The sequence below is a fragment of the Streptomyces sp. NPDC025618 genome (genome assembly GCF_055558795.1).
In genome coordinates this window covers 73,496-87,615 of the sequence record NZ_JBVHLW010000020.1, presented here as the reverse complement: position 1 = coordinate 87,615, position 14,120 = coordinate 73,496, and the positions used below count along the sequence as shown (strand labels likewise).

The 14,120-nt window shown below is 72.9% G+C and carries 10 protein-coding genes and 1 pseudogene; 7 read left to right on the top strand and 4 right to left on the bottom strand.

The window, feature by feature from the left end; all coding sequences use genetic code 11:
- Positions 1-113: 113 nt before the first annotated feature.
- Both ACZ4A5_RS18605 and ACZ4A5_RS18600 read left to right on the top strand, forming a co-directional pair.
- On the top strand, positions 114-2,336 hold the full coding sequence (locus tag ACZ4A5_RS18605) for a HelD family protein (RefSeq protein ID WP_467584737.1): 2,223 nt from the start codon (positions 114-116) through the stop codon (positions 2,334-2,336).
- 235 nt (positions 2,337-2,571) lie between these two features.
- The gene (locus ACZ4A5_RS18600; RefSeq protein WP_467584633.1) at positions 2,572-3,099 is read left to right on the top strand and encodes a DUF4232 domain-containing protein; all 528 of its coding nucleotides are present in this window, start codon (positions 2,572-2,574) and stop codon (positions 3,097-3,099) included.
- Positions 3,100-3,116: 17 nt separating this feature from the next.
- On the opposite strand, the gene ACZ4A5_RS18595 is transcribed toward ACZ4A5_RS18600, so the two are convergent.
- The 3 genes and pseudogenes from ACZ4A5_RS18595 to ACZ4A5_RS18585 form a co-directional block, all read right to left on the bottom strand.
- The gene (locus ACZ4A5_RS18595) at positions 3,117-3,248 is read right to left on the bottom strand and encodes a hypothetical protein (protein WP_467584630.1); all 132 of its coding nucleotides are present in this window, start codon (positions 3,246-3,248) and stop codon (positions 3,117-3,119) included.
- A gap of 96 nt (positions 3,249-3,344) precedes the next feature.
- Positions 3,345-3,779, bottom strand: a pseudogene (locus ACZ4A5_RS18590) (DUF6086 family protein).
- Between the two features lie 102 nt (positions 3,780-3,881).
- On the bottom strand, positions 3,882-5,249 hold the full coding sequence (locus ACZ4A5_RS18585; protein WP_467584627.1) for a cytochrome P450: 1,368 nt from the start codon (positions 5,247-5,249) through the stop codon (positions 3,882-3,884).
- A 380-nt stretch (positions 5,250-5,629) separates the two neighbouring features.
- Between ACZ4A5_RS18585 and ACZ4A5_RS18580 the strand changes: the two genes are divergently transcribed.
- The 5 genes from ACZ4A5_RS18580 to ACZ4A5_RS18560 all read left to right on the top strand — a co-directional run bounded on the left by ACZ4A5_RS18580 (position 5,630) and on the right by ACZ4A5_RS18560 (position 12,566).
- Complete coding sequence (locus ACZ4A5_RS18580; protein ID WP_467584624.1) at positions 5,630-6,583, top strand: hypothetical protein; 954 nt, start codon at positions 5,630-5,632, stop codon at positions 6,581-6,583.
- A 176-nt stretch (positions 6,584-6,759) separates the two neighbouring features.
- Positions 6,760-8,214 (top strand): amino acid permease, encoded by a 1,455-nt coding sequence (locus tag ACZ4A5_RS18575; RefSeq protein WP_467584735.1) that lies wholly within the window; start codon positions 6,760-6,762, stop codon positions 8,212-8,214.
- 39 nt (positions 8,215-8,253) lie between these two features.
- Positions 8,254-9,162 carry a GNAT family N-acetyltransferase gene (locus ACZ4A5_RS18570; RefSeq protein ID WP_467584622.1) on the top strand — a complete coding sequence of 303 codons (909 nt, stop codon included), beginning with the start codon at positions 8,254-8,256 and terminating at the stop codon, positions 9,160-9,162.
- 162 nt (positions 9,163-9,324) lie between these two features.
- Entirely contained in the window at positions 9,325-10,857 is a 1,533-nt protein-coding gene (locus ACZ4A5_RS18565) for an APC family permease (protein ID WP_467584732.1), read from the top strand.
- 83 nt (positions 10,858-10,940) lie between these two features.
- On the top strand, positions 10,941-12,566 hold the full coding sequence (locus ACZ4A5_RS18560) for a thiamine pyrophosphate-binding protein (protein WP_467584619.1): 1,626 nt from the start codon (positions 10,941-10,943) through the stop codon (positions 12,564-12,566).
- Positions 12,567-12,697: 131 nt separating this feature from the next.
- Here the strand turns inward: ACZ4A5_RS18560 and ACZ4A5_RS18555 are convergent, their stop codons facing one another.
- Complete coding sequence (locus tag ACZ4A5_RS18555; RefSeq protein ID WP_467584616.1) at positions 12,698-13,918, bottom strand: cytochrome P450; 1,221 nt, start codon at positions 13,916-13,918, stop codon at positions 12,698-12,700.
- Positions 13,919-14,120 lie beyond the last annotated feature (202 nt).

The window sequence follows — 14,120 nt, the reverse complement described above, 5'->3', positions numbered from 1 at the left end:
CCGGGGTATTTCTCTGCGTATATTAGAAAATTCCGCAACCGAGTGACCGGGGTTGCGGAGAAGCTTTATGAATGCATCGTATCCGGGCGGGAGTCGAATTGTCAAACGAGGAAATGCGTCGCGAGCAGGAATTCATCGATCTGCTTCACGGACGCCTCGCCGAACTGCGTACCGAGGCCGAGGCCGCGGTGAAGGCGGCCATGGCGCCCGGCGGGAACACCTTCCAGGCGCGCCTGGAGCGGGACGTGCTCGTCGCCGAACAGTCCGGCCTGCTCGCCGCCTTCAACTCCGGCGAGAACGGCCTCTGCTTCGGCCGGCTCGCCTTCCGCGACGGCCGCGACCACCACATCGGCCGGATCGGCATGCGCCGCGACGACGCCGACCGCACCCCGCTGGTCGTCGACTGGCGGGCCGAGGTCGCGCGCCCCTTCTACCTCGCCACCGGCCATACCCCGATGGGGCTGCGGCGCAGGCGGCACATCACCACCGAGGGCCGCCGGGTCACCGCTCTGCACGACGAGATCCTGGACCTCACCGACGGCGAACGCACCGGCCACGAGGGCGCCGACGCGGACGCCGTGCTGCTCGCCGCGCTCGACGCGGCGCGCACCGGCCGCATGCACGACATCGTGCGGACCATCCAGGCCGAACAGGACCGGATCATCCGCGCGCCGCACCACGGCGTCCTCGTCGTCGAGGGCGGGCCGGGCACCGGGAAGACCGTGGTGGCGCTGCACCGCGCCGCCTTCCTGCTCTACGCGCACCGCGAACAGCTGGCCCGCCGCGCGGTCCTGATCGTCGGGCCCAATCCCGCCTTCCTCGGCTACATCGGCGAGGTGCTGCCCTCGCTCGGCGAGACCGGCGTCCTGCTCGCCACGCCCGGCGAGCTCTTCCCGGGCGTGACCGCGACCGGCACCGACACCGCCCGCGCCGCCGAGGTCAAGGGCGCCGCCACGATGGCCGACGCCCTGGCCCGCTACGTACGCGACCGGCAGACCCTGCCCGACCCCGTGCGGGTCATCGACCACGAGGACGGCGAGCTGCTGCTGGACGCGGCCATCGCGGAGGAGGCCCGGCGCCAGGCGCGCGCCACCAACCTGCCGCACAACCTCGCCCGCCCGTACTTCGCCTTCCGTGTCATCGACGCGCTGACCGCCCAGCTGGCCGACCGCATCGGCGCGGACCCGTACGGCGGGCCGAACTTCCTCGGCCCCGACGACATCGCCCAGCTCGGCAAGGCGATCGCGGCCAGTGCCGAAGTGCACTCCGCGATAGACGAGTTGTGGCCACTCCTCACGCCGCGGGAGCTGGTCGCCGACTTCCTCGCCGACCCCGTCCACCTCGCGGACGACGACGCGGCCGCGATCCGCCGCGCGGGAGGGCCCTGGACCCCCGCGGACGTCCCGCTCCTGGACGAGGCCGCCGAGCTCCTCGGCGAGGACGACTCGGCCGCCCGCGCCGCCGCCGAGGCCGAGCGCCAGGAGCGCATCGCGTACGCGCAGGGCGTGCTCGACCTCTCCTACGGCTCCCGCACCCAGGAGTTCGAGGACCGCGTCGACGAGGACTCGGAGGTGCTCGCCGCCCACGACCTGGTCGACGCCGAACGCCTCGCCGACCGGCACGAGGAGGCCGACCACCGCAGCGCCGCCGAGCGCGCCGCCGCCGACCGCACCTGGGCGTTCGGCCACATCATCGTCGACGAGGCGCAGGAGCTGTCCGCGATGATGTGGCGGCTGCTGATGCGCCGCTGCCCGACCCGCTCGATGACCCTGGTCGGCGACCCGGCGCAGACCGCGGAACCGGGCGGCTGCGGGGCGTGGGAGAAGATCCTCACGCCGTACGTCGGTGACCGCTGGGAGCACGTCAGGCTCGGCGTCAACTACCGCACCCCCGCCGAGATCATGGAGGTCGCGGCCGGGGTGATCCGGTCCGCGGACCCCTCCTTCGCGCCACCGCGCTCGGTCCGCTCCACGGGTGTCCGGCCCTGGGCGCACCGGACCTCGGACCTGCCCCGCGCGGTCGCCGACGCCGTCGCCCGGGAGACCCACGACGAGGCCCGCCTCGCGGTGATCGCCCCGCGCGCCCACCACGCCGCGCTGTCCGCCGCCCTCCCGACCGCCTCCACCGGCCCCGCCCCGGACCTGACCAGCCCGGTCGTCCTGCTCGACCCCCGGCAGGCCAAGGGCCTGGAATTCGACACGGTGATCGTGGCGGAACCGGCGGAGTTCGGCGTCAGCGACCTCTACGTCGCCCTCACCCGGCCGACCCAGCGACTCGCCGTCATCCACACGATGCCCCTCCCCAAGGGCCTCGGCTCACTGGCCGCGCGGGACTGATCCGAGGCCCCGGCAGGGCTCGCGGGGAGGCGGGCTCTGCCGGGGTGGTGGGACCGGGGGAGTCGGCCGAGGAGGTCGGTCGTCAGGCGGCCCTCCTCGGCGGGCGTTCCCTGCCCCCGGAAGTGGCCGGTTGTCGACCCCCTTGTGTTCGAACGCACGCCCTAGGGGTAGGCGGGATCATGACCTTGATCAGGTCGCATCGCACCGTACGAAGGAGCGCAAAGTGATACCCCGCATGAACGCGAAACTCGCCCTCTCCGGGGCCGCCGCCGTCGTGTTGAGCGTCGGGCTCACGGGCGGAGCCGTTGCCCAGGGGGCCTCGGCGGAGGACTCGGCCGGGCTCGCGACCTGCGCGGCCTCGGATCTGAGCGTGTCGTTCCACGACCGCCTCGGCGGCGGGATGAGCCACGCGGGCGGGACGCTGGAGTTCAGGAACACCGGCGCGCGGGAGTGCGCCCTGCGTGGATATCCGGGCCTGGGGCTGGAGAACGCTCAGCATAAGGAGCTGTCCTCGCACGCGGTCCGGGGCAGCACGTGGTACGCCGACGACCCGGGCAACAAGGTCGTACGCGTCAAGCCCGGAGGCACGGCCCAGGCCGTCGTCGCCTGGACCCACTCCGGCTCCGCCGCGCGCCAGGCGGCCTACCTGCGGGTGACCCCGCCGGCGGCCAGGACGTACCACACCATCGAGCTGGGCGACCTCGTCGACAACGGCGAACTGCACGTGACCGCGGTGGCGAACACGGTGCCTGTACGCGAGTAGTCAACTTGCCGCGGCCGTCAGCCGTGCCCGCCCTCCACGAGGGCGGCCAGGCCGTCGAGCACCGACGTCAGCCCCATCTCCCCGCAGGCGCGGGGGCCACAGGAACTGACCGGGTGCCTCACTCTGCGGACGACCGGCTTCTTGGTCACGCCCGCTGATTCCAGCGTTGAGGCCGTGCAGCCCGGTGTCGGGTGTGCCGGCCGAAAAGTGAGGGGGAGCGCGGGTGATCGGCCCGGCCTCACTGTTCAGCGGGCCATGAAGCCGTCCAATTCCCGGGACTTCGCCCGGAGGGCGTCCGTCCGCGCCTCGATGTCCACAGCGGCCGGTGAGGCCGGGCCTGCCTGGACGTCCGTCAGCGGCCGGTTCGGTTCGGAGCCGTGTCGTGACCAGAGCACCTCGACCCCCGCGCGGTCAGCCAACGCCAGCACCGTGGCGACGAAACCTTCGGAGAGCGCGAGTACGACGGCGTGTTGTGCGGCCCGGTGTCAGACCAGCAGCGTATTGGCGAAGTGCGCGAAGACCGCCGGGTCGACTTCGGCCTCGTCGGCGTCCATCGGGCCGATGCCGGAGGGGATCCCCAATTCGGCCTCGAAGAGCGCGACCTGGCGCAGGAACATGCGGGAAGCGCCGTTGGAGGGGTTCCAGAGCGTCTCGTCACCCACGTTGAAGTACTGGCTCACCGTAAGCCCCTCCCGGTCGGTTCCACCCTACCGGCGCCGGAGTGCGGGCATCCCGCTCCGGCGGCGGATCACGCACGCCCACGTGCCGTCACCCCCGACCGCTCAGCACTCCCGCCGCCGGACCGTAGCCCGTAGCTCCCCCGCCGGCTGGAGCAGCAGGCCCGGCAGGATCTCCGGTTCCCCCGGCTCCACCTCCACCGCGCACCGCTGCGCCAGTGTGGCCAGCACCATGACCGCCTCCACCAGGGCGAACCGGGCGCCCAGGCACGTGCGCTGGCCGCCGCCGAAGGGGAACCACGCGTGGTCCGGTACCGCGTCGGGCGCGTCGGGGCTCCAGCGTTCCGGGCGGAAGGCCGTCGGGTCGGGGAACCAGCGGGCGTCGCGGTGGGTCGTCCACTGGCTGCACCACACGATCGTGCCGGCCGCCACGCGCGTGCCGCCGAGCGTGGCGCCCTCCCTGGCCACGGCGGGGATCAGCCATACCGGGGGGCGGACCCGCAGGGCCTCCTTGACGATCTGCTGGGCCCAGGGCAGGTGTTCGTAGTCGTCGATGGCGGGCGGGCGTCCGCCGAGGACGCGGCCGAGTTCCTCGTCGAGACGGGCGCGGGCCTGCGGCGCCGTGCCCAGCAGATACCAGATCCACGTCAGCAGGGTGGAGGTCGTCTCGTGGCCCGCGGCCCACAGGGTCACCGCCTCGTCCCGCACCTCCTTGGCCGACAGCGGGAGCCCCTGTGTGTCGCGGGCGGCGAGCAGCCTGCCCAGGAGGTCGTCGCCCGGCTCCCCGCCGGCCTCCGCGCGTTCGCGGATCAGCCGGCCGACCTCGGCGTCGACGACCGCGACGGCGCCGAGCACCCGCCGCCTGGAGGGGGTGCGCACCCAGGCGGGCAGGAAGAGGTTGACGCCGCGCAGCTCGGCGCCGATCTCCCGCTGCGCCACCTCCATCGCGTCGCCGAGCGCGCGCGTCCGGTCGCCGAGGTCGCCTCCGAACAGCGTCCGCACCACGACCCGCTGGGTGATCAGCACCATCTCCCGGTGCACGTCGATCCGTTCGCCGTCCTGCCAGCGGTCGGCCGCCTCCCGCGCGCACTCGGTCATGGTCGCGGCGTAGGCGCGGACCTGCCGCGGGCGGACGGTCGGCTGGACGAGGGAGCGCTTGCGGCGCCAGTCGGCGCCCCGGCTGAGGATGACGCTCTGGCCGGTGACCTGCTTGAAGGCCCAGCCGGTGTCGAGGATGTCGAAGCTGTGCTCCACGGCGCCCAGGAGCTCGGCGATGTGCTGGGGGTGGAAGAGGAACAGGCTGCGCCGCGGGCCGAGTGACCAGGTCACCGCGTCGCCGAACTCGTCGCGCAGCCGGACCAGGAAGCCCAGCGGGTCGCGGCCGAAGGCGGGGAGGTTGCCCAGCAGCGGCAGCCGGCGCGGGCCGGGGACGGGACGGAGCGGAACGGCGGTGGTCCGGACGGACGAGGTCATGGCAGGGCCCCCGGATGCGGCAAGAGAGCTGCGGACGGCGGGATGTTTCTGATGAATACCCATCACTCACCCGCATAAAAGGCGGAATCGGGTGATGTGCCGTCAGATCGGCGGGCCGGGTCCGCCGACGGCGCGCACCCCCGCCGGGCGCCCGCTCGCATTCGAGTGGCATATGCCAAGGAGCTGGTCGATATCCCGGAAAGGAAGAGCGCGCACAACTCCGAAGAGCCTGGAAAATGCCGCTGAACCAGGTAATACGGATGACCCGTTCCGTTTCGACTTGATGCTGAGTAGGGTGTGGCGTGCTGCCGAGGGAGCCGGGGGAGAGCACGGGCTGAGTTCGGCATGGGCGGTGTCGTCGGCAGGATCGGCAGGAGAGCATGACCGCTGGGTTATTCGAGGGGCAGTACGTCTGGCATCCGGCGGCGGAGGACCATCGACTGGCGCACGCCTGCGTCGACGTACGGGCAGGGCGATACCTGAGCGCACAAGACGTCCTGGAAGAGGCGCGGGAGGATTTCGGATTGCGGGCCCACCGTTCGTCGGTCCTCGCTTCGGAGGCGGCGGATTCCGATCTCGCGGAGCGCTGGCTGGCGGAAGAGCCGGGCGCGGAAGCCGCGTTGCTCTGGGCGCGCGTCGCGGTGCTGCGGGCATTGCGCGCGGCCGACGAGGGCGACCGGCGGGCCGTCGCCCTCGGGCGTATCGCGCTGACGGCCTGCGAACGCGCCGCGGAGATGTCACCGGCGGATCCCACGCCCCTCGTCGCGAAACTGACCCTGGCCCGCTATCACCGGCCCCGCGACCCCGCCCCGCGCGGCCTGCTCACCGCGCCGCCGGGCCCCTGGTCGCTGCTCGCCCGCATTCTTCGCCTCGATCCCTGGCACCGCGAGGCGCACCACCGCTTCCTCGCCTTTTTCTTCAGCAGGCACGGCGGTTCGAGGAACGCGGCCTGGGACGTGGCCGCGTTCCTCGCCCAACGGGCACCGGCCTCCTCGCCGTTGCGCCTGCTCCCGCTGGTGACCCTGGTCGCGGACTACGACCCGGCCGCCCCGCTGGGCCACCGCACATGGGAACAACACCAGTGGCGGACAACGGCCATGGGGGTCTACGAGAACTGGTTCCCGCACGTGGCCGGCTATCGCTTCACCCCCGTGCTGGACCTCGCCTATCTCGCGCACGCGCTGTTCATGTCGCACCGGGAGACCGAGGCCGGTGCCGTGCTCACGGCGATGGGCCCGTACGCTTCCCGGATGCCCTGGAGCGCGTTCGGTGACCCCGAGGAACAACTGACCCGCGTCAGGCGGCTCTGCGGACTCCCCGTCCCCGCCGCCTGACCGCCCGGCGGGCTCTGCCGAACCGTCCGGTGCGCCTCCGGGAACCCCCGGGGGCGTCCTGCTGTCCCCCCATCAGAAAGGCTGTGGCTGTGCTCGATACCGCATTCCTCGTCCGTATGAGAGCCCGCCGCCAAGCGGCGCCCCTCGCCCTGGACGACGACGCGACGCTGCACGCCATGGGCTACCCCCGGAAACTGACCCGCCGGTTCCGGGCCTTCGACAATTTCGCGATATCCTTCACCATCATCAACATCATTTCCGGAATCTTCTCTTCCTTCGGGTTCGGAATGACGGCCGGCGGCCCGCGGATTCTCGTGTTCGGCTGGATCGGCGTATCCGTCATGGTGCTCTTCGTCGGCGCCGCCATGGGAGAAATCGCCTCCGCCTACCCGACCAGCGGCGCCCTCTATTTCTCCGCGGGCAAACTCGCCAAGCGGCACCGCGGCGCCTGGTCCTGGTACACGGGCTGGCTCAATTTCGTGGGTCAGGTGGGCGGCACGGCCGCCACCAACTACGCGGCGGCCACCTTCATCCAGGCATTCATCGCCATGCAGTGGCCCTCCTACGACCCCGACCCCCGGCACACCGTCGCCATCACCGCCCTCATCCTGCTGCTCCAGGCGCTCGCCAACACCTACACCGTCCAGCTCGTCGCCGTCGTCAACCGCATCTCCGTATGGTGGCTGCTCATTGGCATGGTCGTGATCGTCGTCACCCTCACGGTGGTCCCCGGCCAGCACCAACCGGCCTCCTACGCCACCCATTTCGTCAACAACACCGGCTTCGACAGCGCGATCTACGGCGGAATGCTCGGCCTGCTCGTCACCAGCTGGACCTTCACCGGATTCGACGGCAGCTTCCATATGTCCGAGGAGACCGTCAAAGCCACCGTCAACGCCCCCCGCGGCATCATGCGCGCCATCGCCTGCTCCGCGCTCACCGGCCTGATCCTCATGCTGGCCCTGGTCTACGCGATCCGCGACTACGACCAGGAGGCGAGCGCGGCCGCGCCGCCGGTGCAGATCCTCGTGGACGCGCTCGGCATGGGCACCGCCCGGCTGCTCCTGCTGATCGTGATCGGCGCCATGCTCTTCTGCGGGCTCGCCAACATGACCAGCAACACCCGCCAGATCTTCGCCTTCTCGCGCGACGGGGCGATGCCCGGCTCCCGCTGGTGGCACTCGGTCTCCGCGCGCACCCGCACCCCCGTCAAGGCCGTGTGGCTCGCCGCGGCCTGCCCCCTGGTGCTGGTGCTGCCCGGCTGGTGGTCCCACACCGCGTTCACCGCCGTCGTCAGCGTCAACGTCGTCGGCCTCTTCCTCGCCTACGGCGTGCCCATCTTCCTGCGCCTGCGGCTGGACGAGGACTTCCAGCCCGGCCCCTGGAACCTCGGGCGCTACGGCAAGCCCGTCGCGCGCGTCGCCGTGACCTGGATCGTCATCAGCAACGTGCTGTTCATGCTGCCCCAGGCGTCCCCGCTCACCGCGACCACCTTCAACTACGCGCCGATCGCGCTCGGCGCCGTCCTGCTGATCGCCACGATCTGGTGGTTCGCCAGCGCCCGCCGCCGCTTCCAGGGGCCCGTCAGCTACGGACGGCCCGACGAAGTCGCCGCCATGGACCTCATCTGACCACTCCGCCGCCCCTTCGGGAAGGAACGAACACCCCGCATGAACCACCTCGGCCGACTCCCGCACCCGCGCACCGCCGACGAGGCCCCCGCCACCGGCGACCCCGGCGCCTTCACCGTCACCCCGGCCACGCTGGACGACTGGCGCCTCGTCGGGGAATGGGCCGCCGCGGAGGGCTGGAACCCCGGCACCGGAGACCTCGCCTGCTTCCACCCCACCGACCCGGCCGGCTTCTTCATCGGCCGCCTCGACGGCCGTCCCGTCTCCGCGGTCTCCGTCGTCACCTACTCCCCGGACTACGCCTTCCTCGGCTACTACCTCGTCCACCCCGACCACCGCGGGCAGGGGCACGGCCTGGCCACCTGGCGCGCCGCGCTCCCGCACGCCGGGACCCGTACGGTCGGCCTCGACGCGGTGCCCGCCCAGCAAGCCACCTACGCGCGGGCCGGGTTCAGCCCCGCCTACACCACCGTCCGCCACCGGGGGCGCCCCGGCGGCGCCACGCCCCCGGCGGCCGCCGTCGCCCCCGTCACCGCGGCCCACCTCGACACCGTCGCCGCTTACGACCGGCAGTGCTTCCCCGCCGAGCGGCGCGCCTTCCTCGACCGCTGGCTGACCGCCCCCGGCCACACCGCCTACGCGCATCTGGACGACGGGCGGGTCACCGGCTACGGCGTGATCCGGCCCTCGCTGGACGGCCGCCGGATCGGGCCGCTGTTCGCCGACACGCCCCAGGGCGCGGAAGCGCTGTTCGACGCCCTGACGGCCGGACTCGGCCCCGACGAGGAGGTCTTCATCGACATCCCCGAACCGCACGCCGGTGCCACGGCCCTCGCCGCCTCGCGCGGCCTGACCGCCGACTCGCACACGATCCGCATGTACACAGGTACCGTCCACCCGGCCCTCGACGGCCGCACCTACGGCGTCACCAGCCTCGAACTGGGCTGACCCCCCGGCCCCGCGCGGCGCGTACGTCACGGCGCGGACGGGCGGGGCCGGGCAGAATCCTGATCTGCTGAGCCGGATTCGGGAAACGAGGAGGCCGTCGTGTCGGATCGTCAGGTGACGGGCGGGGCCGTCGCGCCGCCCGTGCTCGTCCAGGAACGCCGCTTGCACCGGGACCTGGGGTTCTGGGGTCTGACCGCGATCGGCTTCTCCAACATCGTCGGCTCCGGCTGGCTCTTCGCCGCCATGTACGCCGCCCAGACGGCCGGGCCCGCGGCCCTGCTGTCCTGGGTCGGCGCGGGCCTGCTGTGCGGCCTCGTCGCGCTGGTGATGATCGAGCTCGGCGCGTCGCGGCCGGAGGGCGGCGGCACGGTCCGCTGGCCGCTCTACGCGAGCGGCCGGCTGGTCGGCACGCTCGTCGGCTGGTCCGTCCTGCTGTCCGTGGGCGGCACCGCCGCCGAGATCAGCGCGATCATGCAGTACGCCGACCACTATCTGCCGGACATCTACCACGGCCACTCGCTCAGCCCCTTCGGGCTGGGCATCGCCGTGGCACTGAGCGTCCTGCTGACGGCCCTGAACTGGTTCACGGTCCGGGCGTTCGCCCGGCTGAACAACCTCGTCTCGGTCTTCAAGATCATCGTGCCGGTGATCACCGTGATCGCGCTGTTCGCCTCCGGCTGGCACTCCGGCCGCCTGACCGACCACGGCGGATTCGCCCCGTACGGCTACGCCGCCTGCCTGTCGGCGCTCGCCGGGGGAGGCATCGTCTACTCCGTCAACGGCTTCCAGGCACCGCTGGACTTCTCCGGCGAGACCCGCAACCCCCGCCGCACCATCCCCGCCTCCGTGCTCACCGGCATCGGCCTGGCCGTCCTGATGTATCTCGCCCTTCAGGTGGCCTTCCTCTTCACCGTCCCCGAGCACCTGCTGGGCCACGGCTGGCAGGGCGTCAGCTTCGAGTCGCCGTTCGGCCAGCTGGCCCTGATCCTCAACCTGCACTGGCTGTCGAGCCTGCTCTACGCGGACGCGGTCGTCTCACCCGGTGGCTCGGCGTACGTGGGGGTGGCGCTCGACGCCCGCCACACCTACGCCCTCGCCAAGAACCGCACGATCCCCCGGGCCTTCATGCGCGTCGACCCCCGCTCCGGCATCCCGCACCGGGCGCTCCTGCTGAACCTCGCCGTGATCGTGGTCTTCCTGCTGCCCTTCGGGGGCTGGCAGCACATCGTCAGCGTCATGGGCGACATGTACCTCCTGATCTACGCCGCCTCCGCGGTCGCCGCCGCCGTCTTCCGGGCCGACCCGCAAGGCGGCGGCATGGCGGGGTGGGTGCCCGGCCTGCGCTGGATCGCGCCGCTGAGCTTCGTGGTGTCCAGCGAGTTCGTCTACTGGTCCGGCTGGCACGACCTGCGGCTCGCCCTGCCCCTCGTCCTGGCCGGCCTGCTGATCTTCCTGGCGATGCGGCGGTCCGTCCCCGACGACGCCCCGCTCCTGACGGAACTGCGCACGGGCGCCTGGCTGGTCGTCTATCTGGTGGTACTCACCGCGCTGTCCTGGCTCGGCACCTTCAAGGGAACGGGCCGGCTGCCCGCGCCCTACGACTCCGTCACGGTCGCGGCCGTCTCGCTGGCCCTCTTCTTCTGGGCCGTGCGCTCCGGGGCGGGCCAGCTGAGCAGATCCCGCACGGAGCTGTGAGACCGGCCGCGCGGGCCCGGCCCGGGCGCTGACACAATTCCCCCGGCCAGGACCACGACCGCAGCACGGAAGGCAGCACGCCCATGAGCACCGCGCACCCCACCCGTACCGGCGGAGACCTGGTCCTCGAATCGCTCACGGCGCTCGGTGCCACGACCGTCTTCGGGCTGCCCGGCCAGCACGCGCTCGGCCTCTTCGACGCGCTGCGCCGCTCCCCGCTGCGCTATGTCGGCCTGCGCGTCGAGAACAACGCGGGCTTCGCGGCCGACGCCCACGCCCGCGTGACCGGCACCGTCACCCCGCTGCTGGTCTCCACCGGCCCCGGCGCCCTGATGACCCTCGCCGCCCTCCAGGAGTCGGCCGCGGCGTCCGCGCCCGTGCTCGGCATCTCCAGCCAGGTCCCGGCGGCCGGACTCGGCGGCGGCCGCAAGGGGTATCTGCACGAACTCCGCGACCAGCAGGCGTCGTTCCGCGACGTCGTCAAGAGCGTGCACACCGTGCGGCACGCCTCGCAGATACCCTCCGCCCTCGCCGGCGCCTGGCGCTCCGCGCTGGCGGCGCCCGCCGGGCCGGTCTGGGTGGAGATCCCGCAGGACGTCCTGCTCGCCCCCGCCGGCGTCCCGCCCGTCCGCGCGCTCGACGCCGCACCCCGGCCCCTGCCGCCCCGGCCGGAGCTGATCGAGGAAGCGGCCGCGGCCCTCGACGCGGCCCGGCGGCCGGTGATCCTCGCGGGCGGCGGGGTCGTACGGGCCGGGGCGCGGGCGGCGCTGCGGAGGCTGGCGGAGAAGCTGGACGCCCCGGTCGCCTGCACCTTCGGGGGCAAGGGCGCCTTCCCCTGGGAGCACCCGCTGTCGCTGCGCTCGTGGCTGGAGGACCGGCACACGACCGACTTCCTGGAACAGGCCGACGTGCTGCTCGTCGTCGGCTCCGGCCTCGGCGAACTCTCCTCGAACTACCACACGTTCCGCCCCGGAGGCCGGATGATCCAGATCGAGGCGGACCTCGGCAAGCTGGAGTCCAACCACCGGGCCCTGGGCGTGCACGCCGACGCGGCCCTCGCCCTCGACGCGCTCGCCGACGCCGTCGCGGGCCGCCCCCGCGGCACGGCGGCGGACGAGGCCCGCGCCCTGCTGGACCGCGTCCACGACCGGATCGCCGGGCAGGACCTCAAGACCGAACAGCGGGTGCTCGCCGCCGTGCGCGAGGCGCTGCCCGACGACGCCCCGAGCTTCTGGGACATGACGATCCTCGGCTACTGGGCGTGGTCCGCGTTCGACCCCAGGACCGCGCCCTTCCACTCGGCGCAGGGCGCCGGCGGCCTGGGATACGGCTTCCCCGCCGCCCTGGGAGCCGCGGTGGCGGACCCCGCCCGTCCGGTGCTGGCCGTCTCCGGCGACGGCGGCGCGATGTACTCGATCGCCGAGCTGGCCACCGCCCGGCAGTACGGCCTGCCGGTCACCTGGCTGATCGTCGACGACGGCGGCTACGGCATCCTGCGGGAGTACATGACCGACGCCTTCGGCGAGGCCACGGCGACGGAGCTGGCCCGCCCCGACTTCGTCGCCCTCGCCGCGTCCTTCGGCGTGCCCGCCGTGCGCACCACACCCGACCGGCTCCGGGACGACCTGGCCGGGGCGCTGGCCGCGCCGGGCCCGTCCGTGGTCGTCCTCCCGGCCGTCCTGCGGATGTTCGCGCCCACGCACCTCTGAGCAGGCGCCCGGTGAAGTCCACCGCGGTTCGTCAGCGCCTTGCAGGGGCGCGGGGAGGCGGCGATTCGCGGCTCCGCCGCGTGGGCGTGCGACCGGCCACCGGTCAGCCGTGTGAACAGCTCTTCAGGGCCCTACACCTGGCCGGTGTGGGAGACCAGCAGGCGGCGGGGGCCGCGCACGACAGGGCTGCGGCGGTACGGGGGCGGGTCCTCCAGCGGGCGGAAGTCGTCGAGGTAGGGCAGGAGCGCGCCCAGCGCGATCTGTGTCTCCAGGCGGGCGAGCGGGGCGCCGAAGCAGTGGTGGACGCCGCCGCCGAAGCCGAAGTGCTGGTTGTCCTCGCGCGCCGGATCGAAGCAGTCGGGTTCGTCGAAGCGCCGGGGATCGCGGTTGCCCGAGGCGAGCACGAGGATCAGCGGCGCGCCCTTGGGGACGGTGACCCCGGCGACCTCGATGTCGGCCAGCAGCGTGCGCCGCGGCAGCATGTGCACGGGCGGTTCGTAGCGCAGCAGTTCCTCCACGGCCCCGGGCATCAGCTCGGGCTCCGCGCGGAGCCGTTTCCGTGCCTCCGGGTGGCGCAGCAGAGTGAGGACGCCGTTGGTGATGAGGCTGACGGTCGTCTCGTGCCCGGCGGTGAGCAGCAGGGTCGCGGTGGCCGTCAGCTCCTGTTCGGTGAGCGGGCCTTCCGGGCCGGGGTCGTCGACAAGGGCGGAGAGCAGGTCCCGCGACGGGTGGCCGCGGCGGCTCCCGGCCAGTTCCCCGAGGTACAGCGCCATCGCGTCGCGGCCCGCCACAGCCGCCTGCCGGCGCTTCTCCTCGTCGGGCCCGGGTGTGTTGTCGAGACCGGTGATGATCGCGTCGGTCCACGCGCGGATCCGCGGCATGTCCTCGTGGGGCACGCCCAGCAGCCGGCCGATCAGGGTGACCGGGATCGGACAGGCGAATTCGTCGACGATGTCGATCCGGTCGGCGCCCCGGAAGGAGCCGATGAGTTCCTCGGCGATCCGGGTGATCTCGTCGTGCAGGCCGTCGATCCTGTCGAGGGCGTGCGGCGGGCCGAAGAGCCGCGTCGCGATGCGGCGCAGCCGGTCGTGCCCGGGGTCGTCGAGACCGATGACGGCCGGTGGCAGCTTGCCCCTCCTGAGCACCGCGGGGTCGGGGTGGGTGCGGTCGGGCGGGTCCGCGCTGATCCGGGGGTCGTGGAGGAGCGCGGCTATCTCGTGGTAGGTGCCCACGAGATAGCCGCCGTCCTCCTGCCGTGTGACGCCGTTCTCGCGGAGCTCGGCGTAGAGCGGATAGGGGTCGGCGCGGTGCGTGTAGTCGGTGATCCGCTGGAACAGGGTGTCCGGCCGCATGGTCGGGGCTCCTTCTCGGCGTCGGGCGGGCGGGGGCTCGGTCGCCCGGCCGCACCAGGGGCAGGTGCCGGTCCGGCCGGTGGCCGGTGAGGGCCACGGCCGGGCCGTGCGAGAGGTGCCGCGGGTCCGGTACGCCGGAGGAGACGGGCCCGGCGGCGTCGAGCAGGTCGGCGGCGCCGGGCCCAGGGGGGGACGGGGCCGC